Raw genomic sequence first — 16840 nt, 5'->3', positions numbered from 1 at the left:
CCAATGTGAGCGCTACAGTTCCCTGCATGAGTTCCGAAGACAACGAGGTAATCACCGGCGCCGCAATCGCGCGCTGGGCCGGCGTTGGTCGGGCGGCGGTATCAAATTGGCGTCGTCGTTACCCGGACTTCCCTCAACCTGCCGGCGGCACTTCGAGGAACCCGAAATTTTCCCGAGCCGAGGTCGAGGCGTGGCTGACCGCGACCGGCAAAGGCGACCAGCTAGCGACTGCCGGACGCACCGACACCGGGACACATCGGCTCGATGACGCAACATCGGTCGAGGTGAGAAACGAGGATTCAGCTCCAGAGACAGCCCTGTCTATGTGGACGACGGGTGAGCTGTTGGCCCGGGTCATGGTGTCCCTGCTGCCTGACTCCGCGATGTTCTGGGATCTGGAAGATGCCGAACTTCCGGTCGTCATGGACCCGGCCTGCGCAAGCGGTACTGTGCTCATGGCGGTCGCCGACCGATTCGGCGAACAGGTCGCCGTCGCCGGGCAGGACATCGACGAATCGTTGGCCGCCGCAGCGTCGCTGAACCTGCGCACTCGAGCTGACAACGTGACATACGAAATCAACCCGGGTGATTCATTGCTGGACAACAGGTTCAGCAAACACATCGGCAACGCTGTCGCGGTACTGTGCGAGCCGCCAGTCGATCAACGCTGGCCAAGAGACGAGCTGGTCACCGATCCGCGGTGGAAGTTCGGTATCCCGGAGGTGCGCGATGCCGAATTGGCTTGGGTGCAACACTGCTACGCCCATCTGCGTCCCGGCGGGATGGCCGTCGTGGCCGTGTCACCGCGCACCTGCATACAGTCGTCAGGGCAGTCGATTCGCGCCGCGCTCGTGCGTTCCGGAGTGCTTCGTGACGTGATTGCGCTGCCCACGGGCATGGGCAGCGACCCGAACACCGATAGGTATCTGTGGGTGTTGGAGCGTCCATCGAGCGCGCAAACCCAATCGCTGATAAGGATGACTGACCTGTCCGGCCTGGGCGAACCTGCTGACGTGCCGCACGAATTCGCCCTCTGGAGACGATTCTTCGCAGACGCCGATCCGGTGGTATGCCGGCTTGTTGATCGAGTCGAGCTGCTTGACGGGAATATCAGCCTTCTCCCGTCTCGCTTTCTCACCGCTCGCATCGACGTCAATGCGACCGACCTGGCCCGCGTTACCGACCGACTCGCGCGCCTCTACGAGCGGATTGGGCAAGGTCTGCCCCGCTTTGTGGCGCCCGAGCGGTCGACGCGGCCGTCTAGTGTGACGATCGGCGAACTCGAACGCGCCAGCGCGTTGACAGTTCGGTCCCGCGATACCGTCCCCCGCGCAGGCGACGTGTTGATACGGACTCTGGGCCGTCCTCCGATCGTCGCCACCGGCACCGACTCCGACGAGAGCGGGCTAGCGCAGGTAATCGAACTCGATTTGACTCTCCTGGATCCGCACTTCGTAGCGACATTCCTTCAGAGGGACGCGAACGCAGTGCCCGTGAGCAATACACTCGGCGCGCTAGGCCGGGACGATCTGCGGCGCTGCCGCATCCCCCGACTCCCGCTGTCCCAGCAACGCTGCTACGGCGACGCGTTTCGATACCTGCATGACCTACACAGCGCGGTCACCGCTCTCACGAATACGACCTCGAACGTCATTGATCAGACCATCCACGCCCTAACAGTCGGCACTGTGTCACCCGGCCCGGACCCGCCGATGCCGGCAGCTCGTTCAGCCAGCCATCACCCTCCGACATTGAGAAGTGAGCACCGTGACCACAGCCCCGACCCACGAAAAGATGGCCAGTGACATCTGGTCGATCGCAGACTTGCTGCGCGGCGACTACAAACGCCATGAGTACGGCCAGGTGATCCTGCCTCTTACGTTGTTGCGCCGGCTCGACTCGGTGATGGCGCCCACCCGGGATGCTGTCCGCAAGCGAGATGCGCAGTTGGATATTCAGAACAAACAACGGTTGCTGGAGAGCGCTGCCAAGCTGCCCTTCTACAACACGTCAGCACAGGACTTCACATCGATTTCCGCCGACCCGAACAGCGTCGCGAAGAATCTTCGCGACTATGTCAACGGGTTCTCCCCGAACGTGCAGGAGATCCTCGGGCGGTTCGATCTGGACAACCAGATCACCCGCCTCGCAAGCGCAAAGCTCCTGTACCAGGTGGTAGGCAAGTTCGCCGGGATGAAGGACCTCGACAAACTGTCCAATCACGACATGGGCTACGTATTCGAGCACCTGATCCGCAAATTCGCGGAAGACTCCAACGAGACCGCCGGTGAGCACTTCACCCCGCGGGAGGTCATCAAGCTGATGGTCAACTTGCTCATCGGGCCCGACGCGGACACCGTCGCGGGCGAGGGGCAGGTCATCAACATCCTCGATCCAGCGTGTGGCACCGGCGGCATGCTCACCGCCGCTGAAGATCACATCAAGTCGATCAACCCCAATGCCGAGGTGTACCTCTTCGGGCAAGAGGTCAACGGCGAGTCGTGGGCCATCTGCCAATCGGACATGCTGATGCGAAACCAGCGTGGCCACATCGAATTTGGCAACACATTCTCCAACCCTGGGCATGGAGACAAGAAGTTCGACTACATGTTGGCCAACCCGCCGTTTGGTGTTGAATGGAGGAAGGTTAAGGACGAAGTGGAGGCGGAGGCCGACCACGGACACGGCGGTCGTTTCGGCGCCGGCACGCCTCGCATTAATGACGGTTCGTTTCTCTTTCTCCAGCACATGATCTCTAAAATGGAGCCGGTCGAGGGCAAAGGCTCGCGGTTGGCGATCGTCTTTAATGGCTCCCCATTGTTTACCGGGGCAGCCGGTTCGGGTGAGTCGGAGATCCGCCGCTGGATCCTCGAGAACGACTGGCTTGAGGGTATCGTCGCACTGCCGGACCAGCTGTTCTACAACACCGGCATCTCCACTTACTTCTGGATCCTGTCCAATCGGAAGCCAGATAAACTGCGAGGCAAGGTGATTCTCCTAGATGCCCGCGACCAGTGGGAAAAGATGCGAAAATCACTGGGCGACAAACGTAAGCTGGTCTCAGATACGCAGATCAAGCACATCACCGAGCTATATGGCGATGCGTTGGCGGTAACTGATAACCCCGATCGCCCTGACCACGACAAGGTTAAGATCTTCGGAACCCGCGACTTCGGATATCGCCGCATCACGGTCGAGCGCCCGCTCAAGCTACGATTCGAGGTCAGCGCGGACACGCTCGCGGCGATTGAAGAAAGTAAGGGCCTCCGTTTCTGGAGCGACCGGCAGACCGCGGTCGCTGCGTTGCAGAAAGTGTTAGGAACCACTTGGTGGACGAAAAAGGAAGCCGCGAAGGCGCTGCGCAAGGTCGTCAATGACGTGGGCGCTCAGTGGCCGAACAAGACACCGTCAATGCTGAAGGCATTTTGGCGAACAGTTTCGGTTAGTGATCCGAAAGGTGAAGTCCAGAAGGACAAGGACGGGAACGTCCTGCCAGACCCGGAATTGCGGGACTACGAGAATGTCCCGCTGGATGAGGACATCGATAAGTACTTCGCGCGCGAGGTCAAACCACATGTCCCCGATGCGTGGATCGACCACAGCAAGACCAAGATCGGATACGAGATCCCACTGACCCGGCACTTCTACGTCTACACGCCACCGCGGCCACTTGCGGAAATCGACGCGGAGCTAGACGAGCTTGAGGCTCAGATCCAGCAACTGCTTGGGGAGGTAACCCGGTGAGTTCACGGCTCGACATCTCGCTGCCAGAGTCCTGGTACTGGAGTCCTCTTAAGCATATGACTACGTTCCTCAACCGCGGCACAGCTCCGGACTATGTGGACGACGGGCCAGTTCGCGTGATCGGTCAGGCTGCAAACCAAGCGGGCGGACTCGATTGGGGCCGTACCCGGTTTCATGCTCACTCGGGCGATACTCGGACGCTCAAGGGACACCTGCACCCGCATGATGTTCTTATCAACTCGACAGGTACCGGAACGCTCGGTCGAGTTGGGTACTTCGAGGCAGGTCCGGATGATCGACCCAGCATGGTTGATGCGCACATCACGATCGCGCGGGCCGATCCCGAGTCTGTCGAACCACGTTTTATGTACTACTGGTTGAACTCAACACCGTTCCAGGACTACCTTTACGCGGCACTGGTCGTCGGTGCCACGAATCAGATTGAACTGAATCGTGATCGTTTCGCTGGTGCGCCGATTGCAGTCCCGCCCATCGACGAGCAACGCCGAATCGGTGAGTTCCTCGATGCCGAAACGGCGCGGACTGACCACCTGGCAAGCGAGTCGACGCGTCAAAAAAAACTGATCGAGGCGAGACTCCTCGAGTCGATGCGGGTGGCAACAACAGGAGAAAGCGACGATGTCATCTCGACATCGATACCATGGATGCCACTAATGAGCAGACGTTGGAAGCTAAGCAAAGTCAGCCGCGTGTTTCTCACATCAAGTGGAACCACTCCGCGAGCCGATGATAATCGGTACTTCGATGGCCCTATTCCGTGGGTGAACAGTTCAGATCTGACAGATGGGGCGATTTCTGGTATCAGCCGTAGTGTGACGCTGCAAGCGCTTGCCGATTATTCGGCCCTCAAAATCCAGCCCGCGGGCGCACTGATCGTTGCAATGTACGGCCAAGGCGATACAAAAGGACGAGTGGGCATATTACGGTCGCCTGCATGCCTCAACCAAGCTTGCTGCGCACTAATTTCGACCGGCCAGGTGCTTCCCGACTATGCAGCCTACTGGTTCCGAGCGCACAAGTACGGCATTGTGTCGCTCGCGGCTGGAGCCGGTCAGCCGAATCTGAGTCAAGAATTGATTCGTCAGCTCAAGATCCCCACGCCGAAAGTGGAGGAGCAGAAGTGCATCATCGAGCTCATCAAGGAGGAAGAAACAGACTGCGGGCAGCAACAGTCTCTTCTTGATCTCCGATCCAGGCTGCTGGGCGAACGCCGCCAAGCCCTCATCACAGCCGCTGTCACTGGCCAGTTCGACGTGACGACTGCCCGCACCATATCGACAAGCGAAGCTGTACCCGCATGAACCGCAACGCATATGCTGAGTACGCGTTCGAATCCCGCGTTGAAGCAGAGCTTCTCGACCGAGGTTGGCAGCGCGCGCAGGGAACCTTCAATTCCGAGCTTTGCCTCGACACCGGTGAGATGTACCGATTTATCGGTGCAACCCAGGTGCAGAAGTGGAACAAATTGGTCGAGCTGTACGGCGGCGACCCGAACGCTGCGCAGCGCCAATTCGCGCAGCGTGTCGCCGCCGAGGTCGACGCGCGTGGTGTACTCGATATACTACGGCAGGGCGTGCGCGACCGCGGAGTGCTCATCGAGCTCGCCTACTTCCGGCCCGGACACACCCTAGCCGCCGATGCGCTCGCCGAATACAACGCAAATGTGCTCACCGTTGCTCGTCAGCTAAAGTACAGCGTCAATCATCCAGGCCGTTCGCTCGACATGGCGTTGTTCGTCAACGGATTGCCGACCGCCACAGTTGAGTTAAAGAACCCTAATACCGGGCAGAACGCGGACGACGCCATTGCTCAATACCGGCGTGATCGTGACCCACGTGAGGTATTCCTCGCTAAGCGCGCTGTCGTTCACTTCGCTGTCGACCCAGACCGCGCCTTCATCACCACACGCCTGAGCGGCGCCAACACCCGCTTCCTGCCGTTCAACGTCGGGTCCAACGGTGCCGGCGTATCCGGTGCTGCGGGCAACCCGCCGGCCGCCCCCGGATCGTATGCTGTGGCCTACCTATGGGAGCAGATCTGGCAGCGTGACAACTGGCTCGAGATCTTGCATCGATTCGTACACATCGAAACTCCCGACAAGAAGGGCGTCAAGACCAATCCGCACACCGCGCCGCGGGTCTTCCCTCGGTACCATCAGTGGGACGCGGTGCAGAAGATGGTTGGGCACGCACGGGAATATGGGGCCGGACGTAACTACCTGATCGAGCACTCTGCGGGCTCGGGCAAGTCCAACACTATCGCGTGGCTAGCGCATCGGCTGTCGAATCTGTTCGGCGCGGACAACCAACCGGTGTTCCACAAGACGATCGTTGTCACCGACCGGGTCGTTCTCGATCGTCAACTGCAGAAGACGGTCTTCCAATTCGACCACACCCCCGGCGTCATCAAGACTATCGACGAAGGATCGGCACAGCTCGCTGACGCCCTTGGTGATGCTACCTCCAAGATCATCGTCAGCACGATGCAGAAGTATCCGTACGTGCTGGAGAAGATCGCGGGGCAAGAGTTCGGCGGAAAGCGTTACGCGGTCATCGTCGACGAGGCGCACTCCTCCCAGAGCGGTGACTCCGCCGCGCGCATCAAACAAGCTCTCGGGGTCAACGCTGTGCGATTGGACGATGAGGACGACGTCGAATACATGACCCGAGTACGCGGACGTCAGCCGAACCTGTCGTACTTTGCGTTCACGGCGACCCCAAAATCGCCAACGCTGAAGCTGTTCGGCACGTTCGACCCGTCCCGCACTAACCCGCACACGGGCGAGCTGGGAATGTATGTGCCCTTCCATGTTTATTCAATGCGCCAAGCAATCGACGAGGGTTACATCCTCGACGTACTCGCAAACTACATCACCTACGACACTAAGTGGCGCTTGCGCGATGCGGCGGCCGACCAAGCTGAATCGGATATCACAAACCCCGAGGTCGACTCAGCGAAGGCCAAGGCCAAGTTCATCCGGTACGCCGAGCTGCACCCGAATTCCATCGAGCAGAAGGCAAAACTCATCGTCGACGACTTCCGGGAGAACATATCGGAGCGTCTGGGCGGCCGCGCCAAGGCGATGGTGGTCACCGACGGTCGTGAACATGCCCTCCGGGTATATCAGGCGATTCGTAGCTACGTCGGAATGCGCGGCTATACCGACTGCGGGACCCTCGTCGCGTTCTCGGGTGACCTCAAGGTTGACGACCTTGAATATACGGAGAAACAGCTCAATGGGTTCCCCGAGAGTCAACTTCCCGAGAAGTTCGGCTATACCAAGGCGGACGACCCGCATGCGGCTGCCCGTAACCAGGACGAGTACCGGATTTTGGTCGTCGCGGACAAATACCAGACGGGCTTCGACCAACCGCTGCTGTGCGGAATGTACGTCGACAGGACGTTGACTGGCGTGACCGCGGTGCAGACCCTCTCACGACTCAACCGCATCCACCCTCTCAAGACGCAAGATGATGTGCGCGTCCTTGACTTCGTCAATAAGGCCACTGACATTCAAGAAGCCTTCAAGCCCTGGTTCGAGACCACGCTTACCCAGCCCGGCGACCCCAATCTGCTCTACAACAAGCAGCGCGAGGTAATGGATTACGAGATCCTCGTCGCTTCCGAGATGGAGTCGTTTGTTCGAGTGATGGCAGCGGCTGCCCCGCAGCGGATGACCGACACCGCCGAACGCAAGCTGCACGCTGAACTGCACGAATACCTCAAGCCGGCAATCGATCGCTTCGTAGCGCTGGATACCGATGACGAGCGGGAGGGCTTCCGAGGCGCGCTTCGCAGCTATGTGGGGGCGTACAGTCTCATTGCGCAGATCGTCGACTGGGGCGATCGCGATCTCGAACGGTTGTACCAGTACGGACGGATCCTGTTGCTACGCCTGCCCGGTCGACCGGCTACATCGGTTGACATTGGCGATGCTGATCTCAGTCACTTCAGGCTCGAATTCACCGGCCGGCATAATGTGTCCCTGTCAGCGGTCGGAGACCATGACGTCCGCGGGCATGCAGCTGACGGCACCAGTTACCGCGAGCCGGATATGCAGCCGCTCTCGGAAGTCATTGCGGAACTCAATGATCGGTTCGGACTTGATCTGGGAACGCAGGATGAAATCCTTGTCTACCAGCAAGTACTCGGACTGGTGGAGGACACTAAGATGCAGCAGATCGCGCTCATGAACGACGAGGCCCGGTTCGGTCAGGTAGTGGACGGTCGGCTCGACGACATCGTTGCCGAGAACGCCGAGCGCAATACCGACTTTGTGAAGCTGTACTTCGACAACAACGAATTCCAGAAGGCGATCAAGGAGGCTGCCCGGCGGCGCGCGTACCGAATTATCACCGAACCGGCGCGCGAAGAGGCGCTCGCACGGTTGCGTGCCGAGATGCTGCGAGAAACTGTCGGTCAGACGCTGGAAGGTTAGTCGTGGATACGGCCGTATCGTGGCATCCTCGTAGCCGATGCCGCAACGGGTTCAAGAGAAAGTGACAGACCAGTCCCCACCGCAGGCGGAGAAGCGGGTGCTAGTCGGACGGTACCGAATTGACGGTTCGCTTGGCCGTGGTGGCATGAGCGAGGTATTCGTCGGCTACGACGAGCGCCTCGACCGGCGAGTAGCGATCAAGCTGTTGCGTCCACCGTCCGTGGGTGCCGATCAGTACGAGCCCAACAGTCCCGAGGCGGTCGCGGTTCTGGATTCGCGCGAACGCGACCGCAAGCGGTTTCTTCGCGAGATCCGAACCACAGCGCGGCTGGAACATCCAGGTGCGCCGGCGGTATACGACAGCGGTGTCGAAGTCGAATCCGATGGCACCTCGACACTTTGGCTGGTCATGCAGCTGCTTCGCGGGTCCACGCTGGAATCGGTGCTCGACGCTGCTGACTTCGAGGTAGCGCCCCCGAGTTTCGGTTGGGCTGCCGCGATAGCTGCTCAAGTGGCCGCGGTCCTAGCGGATGTCCACCGCGTCGACATCGTGCACCGGGACATCAAACCGGCCAATGTGATGATCGTGGACGGCGGCTTGGTGAAGGTCCTTGACTTCGGGATAGCTATCCTGCGCGGTGCCGCGGCGCTGCCGAGGTTGACGCAAGTCGACCGAACGGTCGGCACCCCGGCCTATATGTCGCCGGAGCAGTGTCTTGGGCAGGTAGTCACCGCCACGTCGGACATCTACTCACTGGGCTGCTTGCTGTGCGAACTGCTCACGGGTGACGTGCCGTTTCACGCCACGTACGACACGTCCCTGCGCGCTCACCACTTGCAAACCGCTGCTCCGTCGATGCGGCCCCGCCGCAGTGACATCCCGCTTGCGCTCGATCGCCTGGTCACGTCGATGTTGAACAAGAATCCGCGGTTGCGCCCCTCAGCGGTTGAGGTCTACGAAACGTTATTGCCGTTTGTCTCGGAAAGTGCGTCGAGCGTCGATGACCGGGACCCGACCCGCCCGTTCCGAAAGCCACTGTTGATCACAGCTCCCCGTCGCGACGCCGCCAGTGGTCGTTCGGCTCTCACTTCTGGCGAGTTCGAACAGCTCAAGGCGAATGTGGGCGTGCTGCTGGATAACGACCGGCCCGCGGAGGCGATCAGGCTTCTCGAAGGTGCTATTGAGCGGACCGGGGATGACGCTGTCATGGGGCTCCGATTGCGACATTTCCTTGGGGCAGCGTTGTTCTACGCGGGCGAATACACTCGTGCGGCCTCATTGTTGGACGCGGCCGGTCGCGACTACCGTCGCCACCTTCTGCCGAACGACGCGTACGTGCTCGACTGCGCCTACCACGCCGGACATGCGTACGCGGCAACCGGGAAACCAGAGTCGGCGCTGCCCCACCTCCGGTTCTACGTGCAGAACGCTGACCCGAACTCGAACGTGGACGAGGCACAGAAGATCCTCGAATCTCGATTTGTTATCGCTCAAATGCTCGTAGCAGTGGGCGACCCGGATGATGCTGGTGCAGAACTGAGGGAACTTCGTCCGCTGTTCGTAACAATGTTCGGTACCGAATCAATTCATGTTCGTAACATTGATAAGGAGATTCGGCGACTCGGGCAAGATGGAAGTAGCACCTGAGCGCCGAAGGGTTGTTGCCGCGACGCTTCCGCAGCAACGAAGTTGGGAGGACCAGGATGACGAAGCTGTCGGTGATCTACTACTCGGCGACCGGCCACAACACCACGATGGCGCAACGGGTCGCGACGACGGCCGAAGCCGCCGGCGCCGACGTGCGGTTGCGCCACGTCGCCGAAACCCGGGATCCGGCCTCATTCGCCAAGAACCCGGCGTGGACGGCGAATTACGAAGCCACCAAAGATCTTCCGGCGGCGACCGGCGACGACATCGTGTGGGCGGATGCGGTGATCTTCGGTTCGCCGACCCGGTTCGGCTCGCCGTCGTCGCAGCTGCGCACCTTCATCGATTCCCTGGGCGGGCTGTGGGCGCAGGGCAAACTCGCCGACAAGGTGTACGCCGGGTTCACCTCGTCGCAGACTGCGCACGGCGGGCAAGAGTCCACCCTGCTCAGCCTCTACATCACGCTGATGCACTTCGGCGGCATCCTGGTGCCGCCCGGCTACACCGACCCGATCAAGTTCAACGACGGCAACCCGTACGGGGTCAGCCACGTCACCGGTTCGGACAACAAAACCGCACCGGGTGAGGACACCCTGGCCGCACTCGATCACCTGGCCCGGCGCGTCGTCGCGGTGACCGACCGGCTCACCGCCGCAGGTAATGGGTGACCATCTCGATGAGCGCGCGCCGCTCCAGGGCCCAGTCGATGGCGGTGCCCATGATCATCTGCGCCAGCACCACACCGCGCAGGGCCGCCCAAATCACCTCGGCGACACCGGCATCGGCGGGGTCGTCGGAGATCAGCCGGCCCAGCTCCCCGATGGCGTCGTTCATCTCCAGCAGGTGCCGGTGCGAGCGTTCACCCAGGCTGCCTCGGGTGGCGCGCAGGATCTCGAACGCCGCCAGCGAGGTGGGGCTGGAATAGCAGGACCAGGCGGTGTCGACGACGGCCTCGATGCGCTGCGGCAGCGCCACCTCACCAACGTCGATGGCGGACAAGCTGGACAGCAGCTTGGCCACCCCGTCGTCGACGACGGCCATCAGCAGGCCGTTGCGATCCCCGAAGTGGTACTGGATGACGCCCCAGGTCACGCCGGCGCGTTCGGCGACGTGCTTGGCGGTCGCGGCGGCAAAGCCTTCCTCCACCACGCAGCGGACCGTTTCGTCGATGATCTTGGCGCGGGTGTCGTCCCCGCGTTTGCGCGGCGCGCTGGTCTGCCGGGTGGGAATCGCCGCCCGGCTAGGCGTCTGGCCTGCGCTAATAGACATTGTTGACTTTATAACATAGCCAGCTCTATTTTTGGCGGGTGAGCGAATCCAGGTATGCGTCGCTGTCGCGCGACGAGCTGTCGGTGTTGGTGCCCGAGCTGCTGCTGATCGGGCACATGATCGACCGCTCCGGCATGGCCTGGTGCATCCAGTCCTTCGGCCGCGAAGAGATGCTGCAGATCGCCATCGAGGAGTGGGCCGGCGCCAGCCCGATCTACACCAAGCGGATGCAGCGGGCGCTGAACTTCGAGGGCGACGACGTGCCCACCATCTTCAAGGGGCTGCAGCTCGACATCGGCGCCCCGCCGCAGTTCATGGACTTCCGCTACACCATCCACGACCGCTGGCACGGCGAGTTCCAGCTCGACCACTGCGGCGCGCTGCTCGACGTGGAACCGATGGGCGACGACTACGTGTTCGGCATGTGCCACACCATCGAGGACCCCACCTTCGACGCCACCGCGGTGGCCACCAATCCACGCGCCCAGATGCGGCCCATCCACCGGCCGCCGCGCCAGCCCGCCGACCGGCAGCCGCATTGCGCGTGGACGGTGATCATCGACGAGTCCTACCCGCCGGTGGAGGGGATCCCGGCGCTGGATCAGGTGCGCCAAACCCGCGCCGCCGGCTGGGAACTCGCCGCCATCGACCGCACCGACGAGGGACTGGCCGACTACGCGGGTCCGCTGCTGTCGGACTTCGACTTCGCCGCGTACTCGCATTCGGCGCTGGTGCGGATGGCCGACGAGGTCTGCCTGCAGATGCACCTGCTGTACCTGTCGTTTGCGCTCGCGGTGCGGGCCCGCGCCGGCGACGATGCCGCGCTGGCCCGCGACGTCGGCACCCGCCAGCTGACCGGCCTGGCCGGGCTGGGCGCCGAACGCATCCACCGTGCGCTCAAGCTGCCCGCGGGCATCGCGGGCGCGCTGCGCACCTTCGAGCTGCACCCGCTGCTCAACCCGGCCGGTTATGTGCGGGCCGACGTCGACGGTGCCCGGCTGCAGGTGCACCGCTCCCCGGCCCACGACGACGACGCCTGGCTTGCGCTGTGCACACCGGGCTCCGTGGCGCCGCTGCAGGCGATCGCCGCCGCGGTGGACCCGCACCTCGAGGTGCAGGTCGCCGGCACCGACACCGACTGGACCGTTGAGCTGGTCGAATCCGGCACCGCTGCAAAAGAATTGCCCGAGGTGTCGGTGGCCAAGGTCAGCGCCGGGTCGACGTTCGCCTTCCAGCCGCGCAAGTCGTTGCCGCTCACCGTGGTGTGACCTCGCGGGCGAGACCTCGCTCGTGGCACCCTCGGGCAATGGCCGACAACTGGAAACCGACCGACCCCGCCGAGCATCTGCGGCTGACCCGGGACGCCTACGACCGGCTCGCCCCGGTGTGGAGCGCGACCACCGATACCGGTCCCTTCAACGGGCTATTGGAGCGGCCAGCGCTACGGGCGCTCATCCCGCGCCCGCTAGCCGGGAAGAACATTCTGGACGCCGGCTGCGGATCCGGTGCGCAATGCGAGTGGCTGCTCGACGAAGGTGCCCAGGTGACCGGGATCGACCTGAGTCCCGCGATGGTGGAGCAGGCCGCCCAGCGGTGCAACGGGCGGGGCACCTTCGCGGTGGCGGACTTCTCGCGGCCGCTGCCGCTACCAGCCGGCACATTCGACGGCATCACCTGCTCGCTGGCCCTGCACTACCTGCGTGACTGGGCTGTGCCGCTGCGGTCCTTCGCCGCGCTGCTGCGGCCCCACGGGTGGGTGGTGCTGTCCGTCGACCACCCGTTCGCCCCGCCGCTGCCGACCCAGCACGGGGGCTACTTCACGACCGAACTGGTCAGCGACACCTGGCGCAAAGCCGATGTCGAAGTCACCCAGCATTTCTGGCGGCGGCCACTGGCGGCCGTCGTCGACGCATTCGCCGACGCCGGCTTGGTGGTGGAGCGCGTTGCCGAACCGCAACCGGCCCCGGCGGCGGTCGAGCGGTTCCCCGAGTTGTCGGCGGTGGTCGGGACGCCGAGCTTCATCGTGTACCGCCTACTCTTGCACCCTCAGCACTGACAACGCGCCGAGCGTGCAGCCACGGCGGAAAATCCGCGAAAATTCCGCCACCAGCGCACGTTCGGCGAGAGCGCTCGCTTTGCGTCCAAACGATAACGACCCGGTTTCAACATGGCACGCCCAATGTTGGCGCACCGCCATTCCCGCTATCGTTGACCGCGCCCCAGCCATTGTCGACCCAAGGTGTGCGATATATGTATGACCCGTTGGGGTTGTCGATTGGGAACACCAACCTCGTCGCGGTGCGCGTCGGAGAGTCACCGGTCACGCGCCGATCGATGTTGACTCTGTATCCCCATCGCGCCCCCGAAATCGGTGCACCCGAACAGAATCCGGTCCTGACCGAATCGGGACCGGTGGTCACTGGTTTCGTCGAACGGGTCGGTGACCCAATTCCGTTGGCCGCCTCGGACGGATCCATCCACGATCCCAGCGTGCTGTTGGTGGAGGCCATCGACGCGATGGTCAACGCCACCGGCGCCGACGCCACCTCCGCGCAACTGGCGCTCGCCGTGCCCTCGCATTGGGGACCGGCGGCCCGCGCCAGGCTGCAGGATGCGTTGGCCACCCATGCCGGGCTGTCGACGCTAGGGGGTCCCGCGCAATTGGTGTCGGACGCCACCGCGGCGTTGACCGCGTTGCGCGCTGACTGCGGCCTGCCGGCCCGCGGGGTGATCGCGCTGCTGGACTTCGGGGGCAGCGGCACCAGCATCACGCTGGCCGACGCCGGCGCCGGATTCCAGCCGATCGACGAAACGCGCCGCTACGCCGAGTTTTCCGGTGACCGTATCGACGACGCACTGCTGGCCCACGTGATGAGCAGCATCGGTGACGCCGGTGGGGTCGACCCGAGCGCCACCGCGGCGGTCGGGCAACTCGCCGAACTCCGAGAGGAGTGCACCAAAGCCAAGGAACGGCTGTCGGCGCAGCAGGCCACCGACCTGGTCGCCGACCTGCCCGGCGCCCAGCTCAGCGTTCGGGTGACCCGCAACGAGCTGCAGAAACTGATCGAGGATCCGCTCAGCGGCCTCATCTGCGCGCTGGAAGACCTGCTGGAACGCAACACGATTCGCTGGAGCAAGCTTGCCGCGGTCGCCGCTGTCGGCGGCGGCGCCAGCATTCCGGTGATCGCCCAGCGACTGTCGTCGCGGCGTCGGATGCCGGTGCTGACCTCCCAGCACCCGGCACTCGACATCGCGGTCGGTGCCGCGGTGATGGCCGCGCGCGGGGCCGACGAAGAGGGAACGACGCGGGTTGTGATGGCTGCCGCGGATACCCAGACCCAGACCGCGCTGGCCGCCCCGGCGGGGACCAGCACCGGCCTGGGGGGCCTGCCGCCGGTCGGCGGTCTCGACGAGTTCGCCGAGACGGCGCCGCGCAAGGTGGAGCTGGCCTGGTCGCAGGAGGACGACGCCGACGAACCGGTGCCGTATGTCGGTGAGCCCTACACCGTCGACGTCGACGCCCGGCCGGCGGCTCCCTACGAGGTGCCGTCGCGGCTGCCGGAAGTTCGGCGCGGCTCCGGCCTGCCCCGACTGGTCTTCGCGGTGGGCGCCCTGGCGGCCGCGGCCGCGATCGGCGGGGTGGCCTACACGCTGGCCAACTCCAGCCACACCGAGGCTCCGACCACCCCCACCAACACCACCGTGCCGGCTCCGCCCAGCACCCAGCCGCCGCCACCGAGCACGATCGCGCCACCACCGCCCAGCGAAATGCCGGCCACCAGCGAGGAACCCCCGCCGCCGCCCCCGCCGCCCCCGCCTCCGCCGCCGGCGCCGGTGACGACGACGGCTCGACCGGCGCCGACCACCACGACGACCCAACCGCCCACTACGACAACCACCACGACCACCACACCGCCAACGACGACCACCACGACCACACCGCCGACGACGTCCACCACCACCACGACCACTGGTGTGCCGATGACGACGGACTATCTGACGCTGCCTTTCGTGCCGGTGCCGATCCCGGTACAGGTGCCGCAGAATCAGGCGCCGCAGCAGCAGAATCCGTTCATTAACCCCCCTGGAGGGGGCTCGTACGGCGGATATCCGTGACCACGCGGCCCCGGCACGGTGGGCGCGTAGGGTTGTGGACACCGGGTCAGCGGGGATTCGCGCCGCCTGGTCGGAACGTGATCAACATCAGCACATCTCCTAGGCGGTAACCGGCAGCGGACTCCCCGGCTGTGGGCTCGCCACGCGTGGGAGGTGTTGTGGACATCGTTCTTGGGGTGTCGCTGGCGCCGCCGACCGTCCGGCTGGTGCTGGTGGAGGGCGAGAACGCCAACGGTGTGACCGTCGACCAGGACGACTTCACCGTCGAGGACGCCGCGGCGGCCACCGACCGGGTGGTCTCGGCGGTGCTGGGCACCCGGGAAAGCGCCCGCGCGGGCGGGTATCGGCTGACCTCGGCCGGGGTGACGGTCACCGACCAGGCGCAGGCCACGGCGCTGCGCGATGCGCTAGCCGCGCACAAAGTCGAGAACGTGATGCTGGTGTCGGCGTTTTTGGCCGCCGCCGCGCTGGCCCAAACGGTGGGCGGGGCACTCGGCCAGGAGCGCACCGCGTTGCTGTTCGTCGAACCCAGCGCCGCGACGGTGGCGGTGGTCGATTCCTCGGATGGTTCGATCCTCGAGGCGCATCATCGGGTGCTGCCCGGCGACGACGACGATGCCCTGACCGAGCTCAGCGGGCTGGTCGCCGGCATCGACCGGCTGGATTCGGACCCCGACGGCGTCTTCGTGGTGGGCTCCGGGGTGAACGTCGCGATGATCAAGCCGACCCTGGAGGCGGCGACCTCGCTGGCGGTCAGTGCCCCCGAAGAGCCCGAAATGGCGTTGGCGCGGGGTGCGGCGCTGGCCAGCGCGCAGGCGCCGCTGTTTGCATCGTCGACGCGGGCGGTCGCGTGGGCTCGGGATCCGGGCACCGGCGAAGTCGACAAGAACCTGGCCAACCTCCAGTACGCGTACGTCCCGGCCGGCCGGGACGACTACGACGACGCGCTGGCCTACAGCGCCGTCGGCGACGAGGACGAGGCGCAGACCACCGCCTTCGATGTGGACGAGCAGCGGCGGATACCGCTGCTGCTGGCCGGCAGCGCACTGGTGACGCTGGTCGTGATCGGGGTGGTCGCGTTGGTGGTCGCGCTCGCTTCCGAGATGCGCCCGTCGGCGAACCTGCGGCCCAACGCCGGCGGCAACGTCATCGCCCCGACCCAGCGGGCACCGGCGCCGCAGCCCGCCCCGCCCCCGTCGGCGTCGCCGCCGCCCCCGCCGTCGGCTCCGGCCTATACGCCGCCGCCGGCACCCGCCTATACGCCGCCTCCGACGCCCGCGTATACGCCGCCGCCCGCCGCGGTCCCCAGGACCATCCCGCCGCAACCGGTGCACCGCGCCCCGGCCTATACGCCGCCCCCGGCCGCGGCGCCCAGCCCCGCGCCGGAGCCGGCCGCCCCGCCGGCGCCCCCACCCGAGCCGGCCGCCCCGCCACCGCCCCCGGCGCCGCAACTGCCGCAGATGCCGCCGATGACCATGTGGCTGCATCTGCCGTTCGTGTCGGTGCCCATCCCGCTCAACCCGCCGCCCCCGCCGGCACCGTGACCGGATCGACAGCGGCGCGCACACTGGTGTCACCGGTGACTACCTGCCAGGAGGGCTGCG

General features: G+C 64.4%; 11 protein-coding genes. 10 read left to right on the top strand and 1 reads right to left on the bottom strand.

What is annotated here, in order from left to right; genetic code table 11:
* The first annotated feature begins 26 nt into the window (after positions 1–26).
* The 6 genes from ACAG26_RS10890 to wrbA are packed head-to-tail and all read left to right on the top strand — an operon-like array spanning position 27 to position 10519.
* On the top strand, positions 27–1805 hold the full coding sequence (locus ACAG26_RS10890; RefSeq protein WP_370482008.1) for an N-6 DNA methylase: 1779 nt from the start codon (positions 27–29) through the stop codon (positions 1803–1805).
* A complete protein-coding gene (locus ACAG26_RS10885) occupies positions 1759–3744 on the top strand; it encodes an N-6 DNA methylase (RefSeq protein WP_370482006.1) in 1986 nt (661 codons plus the stop codon). The genes ACAG26_RS10890 and ACAG26_RS10885 overlap by 47 nt, the downstream gene beginning before the upstream one ends.
* Complete coding sequence (locus tag ACAG26_RS10880) at positions 3741–5066, top strand: restriction endonuclease subunit S (protein WP_370482004.1); 1326 nt, start codon at positions 3741–3743, stop codon at positions 5064–5066. Before ACAG26_RS10885 ends, ACAG26_RS10880 begins: the two co-directional genes overlap by 4 nt.
* Positions 5063–8203 carry a type I restriction endonuclease subunit R gene (locus ACAG26_RS10875; protein WP_370482002.1) on the top strand — a complete coding sequence of 1047 codons (3141 nt, stop codon included), beginning with the start codon at positions 5063–5065 and terminating at the stop codon, positions 8201–8203. Before ACAG26_RS10880 ends, ACAG26_RS10875 begins: the two co-directional genes overlap by 4 nt.
* Positions 8204–8240: 37 nt before the next feature.
* On the top strand, positions 8241–9851 hold the full coding sequence (locus ACAG26_RS10870) for a protein kinase (RefSeq protein ID WP_370482000.1): 1611 nt from the start codon (positions 8241–8243) through the stop codon (positions 9849–9851).
* A gap of 56 nt (positions 9852–9907) precedes the next feature.
* On the top strand, positions 9908–10519 hold the full coding sequence (gene wrbA, locus ACAG26_RS10865) for an NAD(P)H:quinone oxidoreductase (RefSeq protein WP_370481998.1): 612 nt from the start codon (positions 9908–9910) through the stop codon (positions 10517–10519).
* Here wrbA and ACAG26_RS10860 read toward each other — a convergent pair.
* Positions 10497–11120, bottom strand: coding sequence for a TetR/AcrR family transcriptional regulator (locus ACAG26_RS10860; RefSeq protein WP_370481996.1), 624 nt, complete (start codon positions 11118–11120; stop codon positions 10497–10499). The genes wrbA and ACAG26_RS10860 overlap by 23 nt on opposite strands.
* Positions 11121–11158: 38 nt before the next feature.
* Here ACAG26_RS10860 and ACAG26_RS10855 point away from each other — a divergent pair, with 38 nt between their 5' ends.
* The 4 genes from ACAG26_RS10855 (at position 11159) to ACAG26_RS10840 (ending at position 16780) form a co-directional block, all read left to right on the top strand.
* Positions 11159–12388 carry a hypothetical protein gene (locus tag ACAG26_RS10855; RefSeq protein ID WP_370481994.1) on the top strand — a complete coding sequence of 410 codons (1230 nt, stop codon included), beginning with the start codon at positions 11159–11161 and terminating at the stop codon, positions 12386–12388.
* 116 nt (positions 12389–12504) lie between these two features.
* Positions 12505–13176, top strand: a complete 672-nt coding sequence (locus tag ACAG26_RS10850; protein WP_370482126.1) for a class I SAM-dependent methyltransferase — start codon at positions 12505–12507, stop codon at positions 13174–13176.
* A gap of 194 nt (positions 13177–13370) precedes the next feature.
* Entirely contained in the window at positions 13371–15236 is a 1866-nt protein-coding gene (locus ACAG26_RS10845; protein ID WP_370481992.1) for an Hsp70 family protein, read from the top strand.
* Between the two features lie 158 nt (positions 15237–15394).
* Positions 15395–16780: a hypothetical protein gene (locus tag ACAG26_RS10840; RefSeq protein WP_370481989.1), complete on the top strand. Its 1386-nt coding sequence runs from the start codon at positions 15395–15397 to the stop codon at positions 16778–16780.
* The last annotated feature ends 60 nt before the right edge of the window (positions 16781–16840 follow it).

It is taken from the genome of Mycobacterium sp. pUA109 (assembly GCF_041287095.1).
Taxonomy (GTDB): domain Bacteria; phylum Actinomycetota; class Actinomycetes; order Mycobacteriales; family Mycobacteriaceae; genus Mycobacterium.
This window is presented reverse-complemented; position numbering and strand designations above follow the sequence as displayed.